Consider the following 15,809-nt stretch of genomic DNA (forward strand, 5'->3'; position numbering starts at 1 on the left):
CTTGTTTTGCTACCACACCATCATCCTAATGGGAGTTTTTGCATGAAATTGAAGTCTTTTATTTGCGGTCTTTTACTCACTTCACTGCTGAGTTCGACAGCCGCCCTGGCGGAAGGGGATAAACAGCTGGAACTGCTGACTCCGGGCGAACTGCGCGTCGCCACCGAGGGCACGGCACCGCCGTACAGCATGCGTGGTCCGGGCGGCCAGATCTCCGGTCTGGAAATCGCGGTGATGACCGAAGTCGCGAAACGTCTGCACCTGAAACTGGTGCCGGTGGTGACCAAGTGGGACTCAATTCTGATCGGCTTACAGGCAAACAAGTTTGATATGAGTATGGCCGCCATCGATATCACCCCGGAACGCCAGAAATCCGTGGTCTTTGCTGACGCCTGGATTGAGTCCGGCGGCAGAATCCTCGCACCGAAAGACACCAGCATCAAAACGCCGGACGATCTTAAAGGGAAGAAAATCGGTGCGCAGGTGTCATCCACCTATGCCCGACTGGCCGAAGAACACGGGGCGCAGCTGAAAAACTACAGCGACATCACCTCTGCGGTGCAGGATATGATCAATGGGAATCTTGATGGCGTGATTAACGACTCCATCGGCAACGCCTACCTGATCGAGCATAACCACCTGCCGTTCGCGCAGGTACCTGGCTTCCTGAGCCAGGTGCAGAAAGGCTTCACCTTCGCCAAAGGCAAACCCAACCTGGTGGCGGCGGTGAACAAGGCGCTGGCCGATATGAAAAGTGACGGGACCTTTGCCCGCCTGACGATTCCGATTGTCGGTCTCGATCCTGCCCCGAAGAATCCGGTACTGACACTGCCGCAATAATCCTGAACCGGCCCTGAGCGCATCCGGAATGCGCCAGGGCTTCTCTGTGAAGATAAAAACTCATATCATCGCCGTTAACGGTAATCGAGCGGCCACGACAATGGCGGGGAAGGAAACATAATGCGGGTGATCAATCATGGCGCTGGCTGACCAGTTATTAAAAGAGGCGGATGACGGCGAGCAGAATTTAAGCCAGAAAGCCTATGAAACCATCCTGAATAAAATCATCAGCCGTGAATTTGCGGTCAACACCGTGCTGCAGGAACGACGCCTGGCAGAGATGCTGGATATCTCCCGCACACCGGTGCGTAACGCGCTGAACCGGCTGGAAAATGAAGGTTTTATCGCCCGCAACGGCGGCAGAACGCCGGTGGTCAAAGAGTTTTCCATTCAGGAATTAATTGAAACTCTGCATATCCGGCGCGTGCTGGAGGCCGAGGCGACACGTCTGGCGACCGGTAAAATTCCACTGAGCGAGCTGGATGCGATTCAGACGCTGGTCGAAGGACTATTGATCAAGAAAGTGCCGGATACGGAAGAGGACTGGGCTGCTGATTCGCGCATTCATGAGACCATCGCCTTTTACAGCGGCAACAAGACCATGGCCGATTACATCAAAACCCTGCGCCTGAAAACGCATATGTTCAATTTGAGCGAAGTGCCGGAACGCTTTGAAGCTGGCCATCGCGAGCACCTGCAAATCATTCAGGCGCTGCGCGACAACCAGCCCGATCTGGCACAAAGTCTGGTTGCCGCGCATATCGATAACGTCCGTCAGGGCATTATCAAACGCCTGAGTCAGTTCTGATCCCGGAACATCATCGTGAACAGGGTTTGATTCAGCACCTGGACGGCAAGTGCAAAATCTGAGAACTCCATCGCCTCATCAGGATTGTGGCTGCCGTTCTGGTTACGGACAAACAACATCGCGCCGGGCACGCCGCAGTTCACGAACTGCGCACAATCGTGGCCCGCACCGCTTGGCATCACCTGGGTGTTAATCGCCAGCTCATCTGCCGCATTCTGCAATGCCACCACCAGCCCCGGATCCATCAGGGCTGGTGTACTGCGGCTCTGCTCGCCGAAATCAAAACGTACCCCGTGACGTTGCGTGATTGCCGCGGCGGTCTGTTGCAGATGTGCATCAATGGTCTGCAGCGTCTGCGTATTACGCGAGCGAAAATCAATGGAGAAATCCACCAGCCCGCTGACCTTACTCATATCGGCATCGACGGCATCGGTAAAGAAGCGGCCAAAGGTCACGGTGAGTTCGTGTCCGGCTTTCTCCAGTTCATGCCAGTAACGGTGCATCTCGGTCACCAGTTCCGCTGCCGCGATGACCGCATCCTGGCGGCACCACGAAGGACAGGCACCGGAGTGCGCGTATTGTCCGTATGCCCGGGCAAAACGGTAGCGCAAACTGCCGCAAATGCCGCTGACGATACCGACCGGGATCTCCGCACTTTCCAGTACCGGCCCCTGTTCAATATGGATTTCCAGGAAAGCACGTAACCGCGCTGGCCCAAATAAAGGCGGTTCATCCACCACCTTATCGGGATTGCCGCCACAGTTGATCATGTGTTGCGCGATGGAGATCTGATTGTCCCGGCGCAGGATGGCCAGATCCGGACGGGTCAGTTGCCCCAGCACCGTCTTGCTTCCCAGATAGGAGATGGGGAACCATGCGCTTTCTTCAGCCCGAATCGCAATCAGCATCAGATCGCAGGGTGGCACCAGGCCTGCCGCTTTCCAGCCTGCCAGGATCGCCAGACCGGCCAGCACGCCTGCCGCACCATCGTAGTTACCCCCGGCGGGCACTGAGTCAAGGTGCGAACCGACAACCACTTTCGGCGCATTGCGGTCTGCACCCGGCAGGATGATATAAAGATTGACCGCAGCATCGGTCATCACTTCAAAGCCCAGCTGGCGGGCAAGCTGGCTGACCCGATCATGGGCGCGTTGCTCGCCGGGGCCGTAGGCATCGCGGGTGATGCCTTTGCCGTCAAAACTCATTTCACGCAGCTCGGCAAACAACGCTTCGGCCAGCGACAGGTCAGGTACCGGGAGGGTCGCAGGCATCATTTCAACGTCTCCATTGCGGCGACGATCGCTTTACAGGCTGCGGTCACATCTTCACTGGCGATGCTGAAGGCCAGCCTGAAGTGACCCGACATGCCAAAGGCGCTACCCGGCACCACGGCCACGCTGGCGTGCTCGATCAGGAAGCGGGCGATATCGAGGTCATCAGCCAGCACGCTGCCATCGACCAGGGTTTTTCCCAGTGCCGACTGACAATCAACAAACAGATAAAATGCGCCCTGCGGTTTTTGCAAATTCAGCAGGGAAGAGGCCGCCAGAATGTCACACGCCTCGTCGCGGCGTTTGACCAGAATCTCACGCCAGCCGGTCAGAAATGCGGCATCGCCCATCAGCGCAGTGGCAGCAGCGGCCTGGCTGACGGAACTCGGGTTCGAGGTGCTTTGCGCCTGGATCTTCTCCATCGCCTTGATCAGCCATTCCGGGCCCGCTGCATATCCCAGACGCCAGCCGGTCATCGCGTAGCCCTTAGAGACGCCGTTCAGCGTCAGGGTGCGATCTTTCAGTTCCGGGGCCGCCGTGGCGAACGAGATGAACGGCACATCGTAGGTGAGGGGTTCATAGATATCGTCAGAGAGCACCAGCACGCGCGGATAGTCTTTCAGCACGTCAGCCAGTGACTGCAGTTCCTCACGCGAATATATCGCCCCGGTCGGGTTACCTGGCGAGTTAATCAGCAGCCATTTGGTCTGTGGTGTCAGGGTCGAGCGAAGCTGGTCCGGGGTGATTTTATAACCACTCTCAACCGTGGTGGTAACGGTAACCGGTGTGCCGTCGGCCAGCCTCACCATATCCGGGTAGGACACCCAGTAAGGGGCCGGGATGATCACTTCGTCGTTCTCATCGACGGTCGCCTGCAAGGCGTTGAACAGCAGTTGCTTGGCACCGGTGCCAGCAATGATTTCGCTCAGCCCATAGGAGAGCTGGTTTTCGCGCTGGAATTTTTGCTGAATCGCCTGCGTGAGCGCGGTAGTGCCCCCGACGTTGGTGTAACGGGTCTGCCCCTCCAGAATGCCCTTGATCGCCCCCAGCTTGATGTATTCCGGCGTATCAAAATCCAGCTCACCGGCACCCATATTGATAATTTTCTTACCCTGCGCCTGTAATTCGCGGGCGCGCTGAGCGATTTTAACCGTCATTGACAGCCCAATGCGCGAGACTCGTTTTGCCAGTCGGCTGTCGATATTTTGCTGAGACATCCTTAACCCTTACGTAATGTGATCGTATCTGCGCACGTCGGCGCATTTCTTTGGCATACCAAAGAAATGCAATAATAATGCCAATGTAATTCAGAATGGTGGGTGGGTAACGGCACGCGTTCTGAGTTCCATCAGATTATTTAGCAAACACACGGTCCCAGTCAGAAAATCCTTTGATTTCAATCGGGTTACCTGACGGATCCTGCATAAACATGATCGCCTGTTCACCCGGTTCACCGACGAAGCGTTTTTGTGGTGGCAGGATGAATGCAACGCCAGCCTGTTGCAGTCGGGCGGCCAGCGGTTCCCACTCCGTCATCTCCAGCACCAGCCCCAGATGGGGCATCGGCACCATGTGATCGCCAACCTTACCGGTATTGGTAACCGCGAAGGGTTCACCGAGATGCAGGGAAATCTGATGACCAAAAAAGTCGAAGTCTACCCAGGTGTCAGTGCTGCGCCCTTCGGTACAACCCAGTAATTCACCGTAAAAACGGCGGCTTTCATCGAGATCGGTGACGTGATAGGCAAGGTGAAATGCAGATTTCATGTTCTGTCTCCATTTAAAGATTGAGGCAGAATCTCAAATCACGTACAAAAGCGTTAGCATGTTTTTATGCATTCAATCGTAAGGAATAGTTTTGGATAGTAAGTACCTTGCCAGTCTGATTGCCGCGATTGAATGCGGCTCCATTGCCGAAGCGGCGCGTCGTCAGGGGATTACCGCTGCTGCGGTGAGTCAGCGTATTCAGGTACTGGAGCGGGAGCTGGATACCCCGTTGCTGAATCGGGTAGGGCACACTGCCAGACCCACCGATGCCGCGATGGCAATGTTGACCCGCGCCAGGCGCATTGTGCGCGAAGTGGAACTCCTGAGTAGCGATGTTCATGCCAATGCACTGAGCGGGACGCTGAAGATTGGTGCCATCTCAACCGCGCTGACCGGGATTCTGCCCGGGGCTTTGCTGACGCTACATCGTCAGGCACCGGATGTCAGGCCGCAGATTACTCCCGGCACCTCCACTACGCTGTACGATGCGCTGGCTCGCGAAGCTATCGATGCGGCGATTATGGTCCAGCCGCCGTTTGAAATCCCGAAACGATACCGCTGGCAACCACTGCATCATGAGGAGCTGATTCTGCTGTCCAGCACACCGCTGGAGCGGGATGTTGCCCACGCCCTCAGCACGCTGCCGTACATCAGTTATGACCCGAATTCCTGGGGTGGGCGGCTGGCGCAGCAGTATCTGAATGATCACGACCTGCATCCCCGCCTGTTGCTGGAGCTGGACGGTATCGAAGCGATTTCCCTGCTGGTAAAAGAAAAGATGGGGGTAAGCCTGCTGCCACGCTGGCCGGGTCTCGCCGCGATTTCACAGCACCTGGTACAGACCTCGGTTGGCGGCGGTTACGATCGCAAAATTATTCTGCTGGTGCGCCCGGAGTCGATCAACGAGCAACTGCTTACCCTGTTAATCTCTGCGCTGAGTCCCGCCCAGTGATCGTTCATTACGCCCGATGGTTGCGCATCGGGTGCGTATAAAGGGTGCAGGAATGTTAACCTCAGCAGAGCGAAAGCATTAATGGCAGCAAAAATTCATTAATAAAACGCCAGTTCTAAACGAAAACGTTAATGAGAGCAGGATTAGTGCGGCTCTTATCAGTTCGCCACTTTTACCAGCGCCTCAGACTTGCTCAGCAGATACGGGCGCAGATAACCCACCGTATTTGAGAGCAACAAAACGTCCTGATGCAGCTGAATATGGAGTACCTGCTCAACATATTGCCGCCGCGCCTGCATACGCTGCCAGACATCCGGCCAGGCCAGTGCAATCTCCGCCTGAAGTTGGGTATCCGCCAGCGCCACGGTGTCTTCGATGCTGCATCCACCGTAACCTTTGACGGAAGGAATAATATCGATCTGCAACAGCATGCCGCTGCCAAGCAACGCTTTGGAGCCACTGCTGACTGGTGAACACAGCCATTCTTCATCCGCCACCAGGTGACCGGGATTGAGATGCCAGTGCCAGCGCTCCTTTGGCAGCACATGCTCAACAATCTGGTACAACTCGCCACCCGTCAGGCCGCATCGGAGACTCTCAAGCCAGGTGACGACGGCGTGATAATAAGGCTGAGCAACACGCGGCAGATAATCCGCCACTGCGGCAGGTAATTCCTCCGCTGCGGCGACAACGTAGGCCGCGCGGCTGCTTAATCCACCTTTGTAACCTACCGTCAGTGAGAATTTATCACCCAGCGCGATTAACTTATCGCGCGGATAGAGCGTGGCGTGGGAAAAACGATCGCCGGTGGCTGCGATGGAGATAACGGTCGATGGCTGTCCCGCGGCGGCCAGCAACTGCCCAATCGACTTTTCACTTTTGCCAACCTCGATGGCATCGAGCGCGCTCAGCAGGCAGGTGGAGGCCAGATTGGCACCGTATTCGTAGAATGCCACTTCCGCTGCGCTGTTATGGATACGGACGCCACTTTCCGGCGAGATAAACAGTCCGGTGGCGTTAATCACGTTATGTTTACCGCCACAAGCCTGAAAAACCGCGTCCGCGACGAATGCCGGGACATCGAACAGTTGATTTGACGCACTCAGGCCGGTAAACAATTTCCAGCCCACGATACCGGTACGTGACGACGCCGTGATACCACAGCGTGCCAGCAACGTGTGTAACGGTTGATCGCCGTCCATCGGCTGATTCGGCAGGGAAAAAATGGGGGCATGCAGGCAGTTACCTGCGTTGCGGGCAAACGGCACCAGCTTGAGGTTCTCATTGCCCATAATGTAGCTCAGCGTTCCCTCAGCGCTGATGACCAGTAAGGCTTCCTCAAAGCGGGGAATAAAGCCGGAGAGATATTCAAAGTTGCCGCCGTGTTCTTTGTCGGCATAGATGACCAGAAACTCAAGCCCCTGTGCGCTCATTGCCGAGATAACGTTCGCGAGGCGCTGATGCATCACTGCATCCGGGATCACCGGCGTTGTGATATCCGGAAAGGTGGGAGGAGCCGGTTTCTTCATGAGCCTGTATTCGTATTGCTGCGTCATTTACCGTCTCCTCAACATTCTCGTGTCAGCGAGGAACGAACAGGTCTCCCCGTAGCGTGTAACAACCCAGCATGTCCTGGGTCTTTTTCGTCAGCCAGCCCACAATGCGGGTTGCCAGCGCATCCATTGAATATTCAATCGCCGGAATGGTGGGAAGGCCGGGCAAATGGACGGAACCGGCCAGGCTAAACACCATGATGTCGCCCGGCACCGATTTATTAAATGCCTGTAGCTGCGTAATCACCTGCCGCGCTTCCTGATCGTTCGCCACTAACAGGGCATTAAAATTCAGGGTGCTGGCATTGTTGAGCAGCACCTGCAGCGCCACCGACGAAGAGGGCGAGTCCATCAGCACCAGATTACGATTATAGGGCAGGAGGTTATTTTCCAGCGCCAGTTTGTAACCGAATAACACCTGTTCCCCTGCGTTGCCGGCATCCGGATAGATCAAGGCGATTTGCCGCTTTCCCTGGCTAATCAGGTAATTACAGGCGGTCTCGGCGGCGAAGGCGTGATCAAACTGGAGGCTGTTTGGCCATGCGGTTTCGGCACAATCCACCAGGATGACATTGTCGTCCTGAATATCAAGCGGGAAGCGGGCACCAATGATCAGCACATCATCACACAGCCCGCAGGTCAGCTCATCAAGTGCATTCATGACATCGGTTTTGCTACTGGCAAACCGCAACAACAGATGTTTTTGATGCTGGCTCAGTTGCTTTTCCAGCGCATAGAGATAACCGGTGGTTTGATTGATATTTTCCTGCGCGCAGATCACACCAATGCAACCGGTGGACTGGCTGAACAACGATTGAGCAATAACGTTAGGCCGGTATTTCAGCTCCTCCACCGCTTTCAGTACCGCCAGGCGGCTGGCTTCCTTCACGCCGCGCGAACCACTCAACACCCGAGACACTGTGGCTTTTGATACCCCAGCTAAGCGCGATACATCGTTGATCGTAGACATCTTTCTCCCCGGACACTCTGAACAAACTTTCGCCAGCGGCAGTATAGCGATTTCGATTCTGGATGGAAACCGGATTTCCATTCCTGCATCAAACCCATCCATATTGCCGGTATTTTGTGATGGGAATCTAATAAAAAAACCACCGATTAATAATAAATTGACCGCTATCACATTTCACTGACACCCGAATGGAAACCGGTTTCCGTATGATATCCAATCATAACCACATTGAGGCATATCACTGAAGGATGGATGACGATGGTCAGGATCATGTTGTGTTGTTCGGCTGGGATGTCCACCAGCATGCTGGTGCGCAAAATGCAGGATGTGGCGCAGGAAAGGGGGTTAGCTGTTGAGATTGCCGCCTATGGCATCACCGAATTCGACGAGCAATTTGGGCGTTATCAGGTGGTTTTGCTGGGGCCGCAGGTGAAATACATGCTGAAAACACTGGCGGATAAAGCAGCCAGCGCGGGGATCCCCGTCCAGCCAATCGAGATGATGGACTACGGTATGCAGCGCGGTGACAAAGTGCTGGATTACGCGCTGTCGCTTATTGAGGCAGCTCACTAAAAAGGTGATGGTATGAGCTCGTTATATCAGTCGATGATTACCGTTATCGAGCAATCGATAACGCCGTTAGCCGGACGTCTCGGGCAACAGAAATACATCATTGCGATCCGCGACGGCTTCACCGCCGCGCTGCCGTTTATGATCATCGGTTCGTTCATGCTGGTCTTTATCTTTCCACCGTTCTCCGCCACGACGACCAACGGTTTTGCCCGCGCCTGGCTGGATTTCTCCGCGACTTACCGTGAACAACTGATGCTGCCGTTTTACCTCAGCATGGGCGTGATGACATTTTTTATCTCGGTAGGGATCGGCGCAAGCCTCGGGCGACAGTTCTCGCTGGACCCGGTGATGTCCGGCCTGCTGGCATTTATGGCGTTTCTGCTGGTCGCCGCACCTTACTCCAACGGCACCATCTCCACCGCCTATCTTTCCGGGCAGGGGATTTTCACCGCGCTGATTACCGCTATTTATTCAACGCGCGTCTATGCGTGGCTTAAGCAGAAAAACATCACCATCCGCTTGCCTAAGGAAGTCCCGACCGGTGTTGCCCGCTCTTTTGAAATATTGATTCCGGTGGTGGTGATTATTGGCACCCTGCATCCCCTGAATTTATTTATCCAGGCGCAGACCGGCATGATTATCCCCGAGGCGATCATGCACCTGCTGGGACCACTGGTTTCGGCGTCAGATTCCCTGCCGGCGATTTTACTGTCGGTGCTGCTTTGCCAGCTGTTCTGGTTCGCCGGTATCCACGGTGCGTTGATCGTAACCGGGATTATGAATCCGTTCTGGATGGCGAATCTCTCGGCCAATCAGGCGGCACTGGCGGCAGGTACGGCGCTGCCGCATATCTATCTGCAGGGTTTCTGGGATCACTATCTGTTGATTGGTGGTGTGGGTTCCACCTTGCCGTTGGCGTTCCTGTTGTTACGTAGCCGCGCTACCCATCTGCGTACCATTGGCAAGATGGGCATCGTGCCGAGCTTCTTCAACATCAACGAACCGATCATGTTCGGTGCGCCGATCATCATGAATCCCATGCTGTTTATTCCTTTTGTCTGCGTGCCGATGATTAACGCCATTCTCGCCTGGACGGCCACCAAAATGGGTTGGCTGGCACAGGTGGTGTCACTCACGCCCTGGACGACGCCCGCGCCGATCGGTGCGTCATGGGCCGCCAACTGGGCCATCAGCCCGGTGGTGATGTGCCTGATTTGCATGGCGATGTCGGCCCTGATGTACCTGCCTTTCCTGCGCGCGTATGAACGTTCGCTGCTGAAGGCAGAAGAACAAAAAGCACAGGACAACACCGTGGCACCTCTGACTAACAAATCCGGAGATAAGCGTAATGAAGTATCAGTTTCCTGAGAATTTCTGGTGGGGTAGCGCCAGCTCGGCTCTGCAAACCGAAGGGGCGAGTCTGTCTGGCGGTAAAAGTGCCACTACCTGGGATCACTGGTTTGAGCAGCAACCGTGGCGCTTTCATCAGCAGGTCGGCCCTGGAGAGACCTCAACCTTTTATCAACACTGGCAGCAGGATATCGCCTTATTACGCCAGCTGAATCACAACAGCTTTCGCACCTCACTGAGCTGGTCACGCTTAATTCCAGACGGGACGGGTGAAGTGAATCCCGACGCGGTAGCCTTTTATCATCGCGTCATTGATGAACTGCTGGCGCAGGGCATCAAACCCTTCTTCACCCTGTTCCATTTCGATATGCCACTGGCGATGCAGGAGAAAGGTGGCTGGGAGAGCCGTGAGGTGGTAGAGGCATTCGGCCGCTACGCTCAGGTGTGCTTTGACCTGTTTGGTGACCGGGTACTGCACTGGTTCACCTTCAACGAACCGATCGTGCCGGTTGAGGGCGGCTATCTTTATGATTTCCACTATCCCAACGTGGTTGATTTCAGGCGCGCCGCGACGGTGGCGTATCACACCGTGCTGGCCCATGCCACGGCGGTAGGCGCGTATCGGGCAGGGGGCTATGGTGGCGAAATCGGCATCATTCTTAACCTGACGCCGTCCTATCCGCGTTCACAACACCCGGCCGATCTTAACGCGTCGCATCATGCTGACCTGCTGTTTAACCGCAGCTTCCTTGACCCGGTGCTGCTGGGCGAATATCCGGCGGATCTGGTGGCTTTGCTGAAGCAATACGATCAACTGCCTGCCTGTTTACCGGGTGACAGCACATTGATGGCGGCAGGCAAAATTGATCTGCTGGGCATCAATTATTATCAGCCGCGCCGGGTTAAATGTCGGGAAAATGCGGTGAACCCGGCCTCGCCGTTCATGCCGGAATGGTTTTTTGACCATTATGAGATGCCGGGTCGCACGATGAATCCCTGGCGCGGCTGGGAGATCTACCCGCCCGGTATTTATGACATTCTCACCAATCTGCGGGTGAACTACGGCAATCCACGCTGCTTTATTTCAGAGAACGGCATGGGGGTGGAGAATGAACAGCGCTTTGCCGCAGAGGGTCAGATTGACGATCAGTACCGCATCGATTTTATTTCCGATCACCTTAAATGGCTGCACAAGGGGATAAGCGAGGGCAGCAACTGCCTTGGTTACCATATGTGGACCTTTATTGATAACTGGTCATGGTGCAACGGCTACAAAAACCGCTACGGCTTTGTGCAGCTCGATCTCACCAGCCAGAAGCGCACCGTGAAAAAAAGCGGGGAGTGGTTTGCTGCCACCGCCGCGAATAATGGTTTTGGTGAGCAGGAGGCCGCATCATGATCGACTTAGAGGAAGCGGTGATGGAAATCATCGTCAATGCCGGTCAGTCGCGCAGTTTGTGCTTTGAGGCGTTACAGGCTGCCCGTCAGGGGGATTTTGACGCAGCAAAACAGCTGCTGCAGGAAGCGGATACCTTCTCCCGTCAGGCCCATAAAATGCAAACCCGGCTGATTGAACAGGATGCGGGCGAGGCCCGCCAGCCGATGTCATTGATTATGGTGCATGCCCAGGACCATTTGATGACATCTCTGCTGGCGCGCGAGTTGTCCGAAGAGATTGTGCATCTATATCAACGCTGATGCGGTGCGGCTGGACGATCGCGGTCGTCCAGCTTGCTTATCTTAACTGACTGTCTTTGCTGCCGCGTCGGTTGTAACCGCTGTGACTTGCCTCGCGCTTATCCCGCTCGCTCTGGCATTTAATGCAATAGCGCACGCCGGGTAAGGCCTGCCGACGCGCCTCGGGGATTGGCTCTCCGCATTCATAGCAATACTCAGCGCTTTCGCCGTGCGCCAGGTGACTTCGCGCCCTGGCCACCGCATCATCGACAGTGGCGTCAATCTGATCCTGAACCGCACCATCGCCAGACCAGCCGCTAGCCATATTCCGCCTCCTCTGTCTCCGTTAACCTTAAAAGAGTACAGTTAATCGCCCGTATTTGAGAAATCGGACGTTGCTCTTTTTAAGGTGACTGTGATGATCAAACCAAAAACCAATAACCGGCTCGACGAAGATATCTGCGTGCATATTTTCACCGCTTCGGCGGCGATGGTCGGCGTCTGTATCACCGTCATCGGTATTTTCCAGGTGATTACCGCCTTAAGGCGGGAAGATACGCTGGGTGACGATATGCTGGCCGTCAATGCCATTCTGTATCTGGTGACGACCATTATGTCCTACTGGGCGCTGCGCACCCGCAACCAGCGGCGCAATCATAAGCTGGAAAAGATGGTCGATATCCTTTTCCTTGTCGCATTAACCTTTACCACGGTGGCCGCCGGGGTGATCACCTGGGCAATGACGTTCACATAACATATCTGGATAAATCGCGCTGCTACAGATCACTCATCCGGCCATCGCCAGGCAGGCACGTCCAGCATGTTCTGTCCCTTGATTCGCGTTTGTCCCAGCTCTTTTTCCAGTTCAATGATGTGGCATTCCGGGTCGCGCATCAGTGCATTCACCAGCCGGTTGGCATGTGATATCACCCAAATCTGCGTGTGCTGCGATGCCTGCAGAATCAACCGCGCCAGTGCGGGCAACAGGTCTGGATGCAGGCTGGTTTCCGGTTCGTTAAGCACCATCAGTTCAGGTGGGCGTGGCGTCATCAGCGCCGCAACCCAGAGGATAAAGCGCAACGTGCCATCAGATAATTCGGCAGCAGACAGAGGGCGCAACAGTCCCTTTTGGTGGAAGGCCAGCGAACTGCGCCCCTCCGAATGATGGATGACTTCGAGACGGCTGCCAGGAAAAGCATCATCAATTGCATGAGCCAGCGCGTGCCGGTCGCCGATTTCCATAATGGTCTGAAGCGCCGATGCCAGATCCCGCCCGTCATGATGCAGGACGGGCGTCCGCGTGAGCAGCTGTGCCTGGCGGGCGGGTGCATCTTTATCCGTGCGAAAATGATCGTAAAAGCGCCAGTTACGGATCGTTTCGCGTACCTGGAACACTTCAGGGGCGGCATGGGGATCGGCCAGCTGATCAAACATGCTGCCAAAAACAGGGACTTGCTGAGAGACGACTTGCCACTGCCGGTCTTCCCGGATCTTAATGAGGCTGGCTTTTCGTTCCACTAAGGAGGAAGCGGGGCGATAATACGGGCCACTAAAAATGACTTCGCGCTTGATTTCCGGGTCATGGGCAAAGGCTGATGAACTCGGCGTTGGCAGACCGAGTGTGATGGCGTAGCCGAAATGGTCACTGGCGAATCCCAGTTTCAGCCGCAGCACATTGTGGCGCGGCCCGCCTTCAATCGGCACCTCTCCACGCCTCATGCCAGGTGACAGCGTTTCTGGTCCGGCCCAGTATGTTGACGTCAGCCCGCCTTCTTCAGCCAGAGAACCAATCACCCCCTCTTTGGCCGTCTCCGCAAGCAGGCGCAGCGCCTTGTAGAGATTGGATTTCCCGCTGCCATTTTCTCCCGTGATGACGTTCAGCCGCCCTAATGGCAGGGTGAGTTCGCAGATAGAACGATAATTGGCGATAGAAAAGCAGGTCAACATAGGCTCGGTTTTTCCCTGGGTAGTGATGCCAGCTGAGTTATCGGCAGGCAGGGTTTGCTCTGACATTCTTTGAAAGAGGGGCGACAGTGTTCCCACTCATACAAACCGTTAACTTATTGATGCTTCATTTGTTAGTCATAAAATTTCAGCATGAAATTCCCGTTCAGGATTTGCCAACTTATCCCTTCTGCGTGACAGTGTAACAAATGGAGGCTGGGTAACTCTGCTCTTGCCTGAATTTTGCAAGTAAACATGTATTTTACTGTGGGTTACATGGGTAAGTGGTACTGTGACGACATTACCCTTCCTGTCAGTACCCAAAGGAAAAGCATGTTAACCGGAAAATTTTTAATCAAGCCACTGTTAGTGGCATTAACTCTTTATACCTTCTTTTCATCCTTCGCTGTTGCTGCTCCTATGCCTGCCAATCGCGCAGAAGCACAAAAAGTCAGTAAGCATGTTGATTCAAACCTGCAAAATCAATGGGTTAATTGCAGTTCGCAAGGCGAGATGAGTCAGGATAACTGCATGTATGGTTATATGGCGTTAACCTTCGATGATGCGATGAAAAAGGAAGGTTATAGCTATAAAGATACGCTGCATCAGATTGCGCAAAGCAATTCGATGACCAGTTATATGGATTCGGGCCTGAAGTCTATGTTCTCGCCAATGGCCGCTTTACAAACCAAACAGGGGACAAAGTTTTTTGTCCAGCATGATCTGGTCTACAAAAAAGATGTGAAGGCATTACGTGGCATTTTTGCTGAGAATTACCCGGATGCGATCAAACAAAAGCAAGGGAAGCATCATTCCCGGAGATATGAAAACCTGTCAGATAGTCTGTAGCCTCATCGCCCAGCCAGATATGGCTGGGGGTTCCTCAGGATGGGAATTAATACCTTTCAGGATGCAGCGGATCGCAAAAAACGGGCACTTAACGACATCGTTAAAGCCAGTAATACAATCCCAATAATAATACTGGCCACCCGAGTAGCCGCAGTGGACGGCTCTGTTCGCCAGACTTCATCCTGAATATAAACAATCAGCCAGGCCACAGTGAACTGGCTGCCAAAGTAACTTGCCTTTGTTCCCTGCTGCAGGATGCAACCCACGCCAAGCCCGACGACAAGTGTCATCAGATACAGTATCGGCCGCCCCTGTAATACGGGCATCATTACTAAGCTGAGCAGCGCCGCGGTAAGACAACCGAGCAACCGCTGTTTCATACGAGATACAACCTGCTGATTTGTGTCGGTTACGCCTTCCGGGAGGGTGAGTAACGCCAGCACAGTGATGATCGCTTGCCAAAAACCGGCAAGATTAAACGTGAGCAGAAGGGCGGTAACGAGGGTGATCGTCACACCACCCTGTAAAGCCAGCATTATCCGCATCCGGGCCTTAAGTGCCTCTTTGTGACCGGGAGGCTTAACGGCAGCGGCAGGGGCAGGGGCAAATTTACCTGTAAATCGCTGTAGCGATTTAAATAGCAGGTGAGTCAGTACGCATAGCGAGCAACCCAACGTGACCTCTGCGACACGTGCCCCGATAAAAATTTGTAAGTGGTGAATGTCGAGGGTGTGCTGCGCTTCTGCCATCACCATTATGGCTGTCACACCGCCAAGCACCCATGCATAAGAAAAGGCAGAACCATTTGCCAGCCAGACAGTCATTCCGCCTGTAAGCGCGGCTAACAGCGTTAAAGCAATGGGATTGTGAGCGACGAGGGGCAACAAAATTAATGCAAGGCCACCTCCAGCCAGGGTTCCCAGTACCCGCTGAATGGCACGAACTAAACTGTCAACGGTGGTGTTTTTCATCACTGCGAAGCTGCTCAACGCTGCCCAGCCGGGATACGTCATTCCAGATGCATCAGAAATCAAAACGGTGAGAAGCACTGCGACGATGACCTGTAATGAGAACAACAGATGCGCCGGTGGGATCTGCCAGTCATTCCGCATAGTTTGAAAATGCATCATTTGATCTCCTCACACCCGGCATCCGACATCGGTGGCCACTCCCGATTTTGCAGCACTGCTAATGACGAAGGGGCTGACATAGTCAGCCCCTTCAATATCATTCTTAGCCTGCCAGGGATACCCTT

General features: G+C 54.5%; 17 protein-coding genes. 9 read left to right on the plus strand and 8 right to left on the minus strand.

Features of this window, described 5'->3' with window-relative positions; all coding sequences use genetic code 11:
- The first annotated feature begins 42 nt into the window (after positions 1–42).
- Positions 43–840, plus strand: coding sequence for a transporter substrate-binding domain-containing protein (locus tag CUN67_RS25600; RefSeq protein ID WP_208718284.1), 798 nt, complete (start codon positions 43–45; stop codon positions 838–840).
- A 136-nt stretch (positions 841–976) separates the two neighbouring features.
- Positions 977–1,648 carry a GntR family transcriptional regulator gene (locus tag CUN67_RS25605; protein WP_084879076.1) on the plus strand — a complete coding sequence of 224 codons (672 nt, stop codon included), beginning with the start codon at positions 977–979 and terminating at the stop codon, positions 1,646–1,648.
- Here the strand turns inward: CUN67_RS25605 and CUN67_RS25610 are convergent.
- From CUN67_RS25610 to CUN67_RS25620, 3 genes are all read right to left on the minus strand, one after another.
- Entirely contained in the window at positions 1,639–2,922 is a 1,284-nt protein-coding gene (locus CUN67_RS25610) for a Zn-dependent hydrolase (RefSeq protein ID WP_254711484.1), read from the minus strand. The genes CUN67_RS25605 and CUN67_RS25610 overlap by 10 nt on opposite strands.
- Positions 2,919–4,136: a pyridoxal phosphate-dependent aminotransferase gene (locus CUN67_RS25615; protein WP_208718285.1), complete on the minus strand. Its 1,218-nt coding sequence runs from the start codon at positions 4,134–4,136 to the stop codon at positions 2,919–2,921. The genes CUN67_RS25610 and CUN67_RS25615 overlap by 4 nt, the downstream gene beginning before the upstream one ends.
- Positions 4,137–4,272: 136 nt before the next feature.
- On the minus strand, positions 4,273–4,686 hold the full coding sequence (locus tag CUN67_RS25620; RefSeq protein ID WP_208718286.1) for a VOC family protein: 414 nt from the start codon (positions 4,684–4,686) through the stop codon (positions 4,273–4,275).
- Positions 4,687–4,777: 91 nt separating this feature from the next.
- Between CUN67_RS25620 and CUN67_RS25625 the strand changes: the two genes are divergently transcribed.
- A complete protein-coding gene (locus tag CUN67_RS25625; RefSeq protein ID WP_208718287.1) occupies positions 4,778–5,638 on the plus strand; it encodes a LysR family transcriptional regulator in 861 nt (286 codons plus the stop codon).
- 158 nt (positions 5,639–5,796) lie between these two features.
- Here CUN67_RS25625 and CUN67_RS25630 read toward each other — a convergent pair whose 3' ends face one another.
- Positions 5,797–7,194, minus strand: a complete 1,398-nt coding sequence (locus CUN67_RS25630; protein ID WP_208718288.1) for an aminopeptidase P family protein — start codon at positions 7,192–7,194, stop codon at positions 5,797–5,799.
- Positions 7,195–7,219: 25 nt separating this feature from the next.
- Positions 7,220–8,161 carry a LacI family DNA-binding transcriptional regulator gene (locus CUN67_RS25635; RefSeq protein WP_208718289.1) on the minus strand — a complete coding sequence of 314 codons (942 nt, stop codon included), beginning with the start codon at positions 8,159–8,161 and terminating at the stop codon, positions 7,220–7,222.
- A gap of 258 nt (positions 8,162–8,419) precedes the next feature.
- Between CUN67_RS25635 and CUN67_RS25640 the strand changes: the two genes are divergently transcribed.
- The 4 genes from CUN67_RS25640 to CUN67_RS25655 are packed head-to-tail and all read left to right on the plus strand — an operon-like array spanning position 8,420 to position 11,782.
- Positions 8,420–8,734, plus strand: a complete 315-nt coding sequence (locus CUN67_RS25640) for a PTS sugar transporter subunit IIB (RefSeq protein WP_208719491.1) — start codon at positions 8,420–8,422, stop codon at positions 8,732–8,734.
- A gap of 12 nt (positions 8,735–8,746) precedes the next feature.
- Entirely contained in the window at positions 8,747–10,102 is a 1,356-nt protein-coding gene (locus tag CUN67_RS25645; RefSeq protein ID WP_208718290.1) for a PTS sugar transporter subunit IIC, read from the plus strand.
- Positions 10,083–11,483 (plus strand): glycoside hydrolase family 1 protein, encoded by a 1,401-nt coding sequence (locus CUN67_RS25650; protein WP_208718291.1) that lies wholly within the window; start codon positions 10,083–10,085, stop codon positions 11,481–11,483. The genes CUN67_RS25645 and CUN67_RS25650 overlap by 20 nt, the downstream gene beginning before the upstream one ends.
- Positions 11,480–11,782 (plus strand): PTS lactose/cellobiose transporter subunit IIA, encoded by a 303-nt coding sequence (locus CUN67_RS25655; RefSeq protein WP_208718292.1) that lies wholly within the window; start codon positions 11,480–11,482, stop codon positions 11,780–11,782. Before CUN67_RS25650 ends, CUN67_RS25655 begins: the two co-directional genes overlap by 4 nt.
- A 37-nt stretch (positions 11,783–11,819) precedes the next feature.
- Here CUN67_RS25655 and CUN67_RS25660 read toward each other — a convergent pair whose 3' ends face one another.
- Positions 11,820–12,086 (minus strand): DksA/TraR family C4-type zinc finger protein, encoded by a 267-nt coding sequence (locus tag CUN67_RS25660; protein ID WP_208718293.1) that lies wholly within the window; start codon positions 12,084–12,086, stop codon positions 11,820–11,822.
- A 93-nt stretch (positions 12,087–12,179) separates the two neighbouring features.
- Between CUN67_RS25660 and CUN67_RS25665 the strand changes: the two genes are divergently transcribed.
- Entirely contained in the window at positions 12,180–12,515 is a 336-nt protein-coding gene (locus tag CUN67_RS25665; RefSeq protein ID WP_084879092.1) for a hypothetical protein, read from the plus strand.
- A 29-nt stretch (positions 12,516–12,544) separates the two neighbouring features.
- Here the strand turns inward: CUN67_RS25665 and CUN67_RS25670 are convergent, their stop codons facing one another.
- The gene (locus tag CUN67_RS25670) at positions 12,545–13,708 is read right to left on the minus strand and encodes an AAA family ATPase (protein WP_208719493.1); all 1,164 of its coding nucleotides are present in this window, start codon (positions 13,706–13,708) and stop codon (positions 12,545–12,547) included.
- Positions 13,709–14,038: 330 nt separating this feature from the next.
- On the opposite strand from CUN67_RS25670, the gene CUN67_RS25675 reads away from it, so the two are divergent.
- The gene (locus tag CUN67_RS25675; RefSeq protein WP_208718294.1) at positions 14,039–14,554 is read left to right on the plus strand and encodes a hypothetical protein; all 516 of its coding nucleotides are present in this window, start codon (positions 14,039–14,041) and stop codon (positions 14,552–14,554) included.
- 56 nt (positions 14,555–14,610) lie between these two features.
- Here CUN67_RS25675 and CUN67_RS25680 read toward each other — a convergent pair whose 3' ends face one another.
- The gene (locus CUN67_RS25680) at positions 14,611–15,684 is read right to left on the minus strand and encodes an FUSC family protein (protein ID WP_208718295.1); all 1,074 of its coding nucleotides are present in this window, start codon (positions 15,682–15,684) and stop codon (positions 14,611–14,613) included.
- Positions 15,685–15,809: the final 125 nt, after the last annotated feature.

This window comes from Pantoea cypripedii, from assembly GCF_011395035.1.
GTDB classification, from domain to species: Bacteria; Pseudomonadota; Gammaproteobacteria; order Enterobacterales; family Enterobacteriaceae; genus Pantoea; species Pantoea cypripedii_A.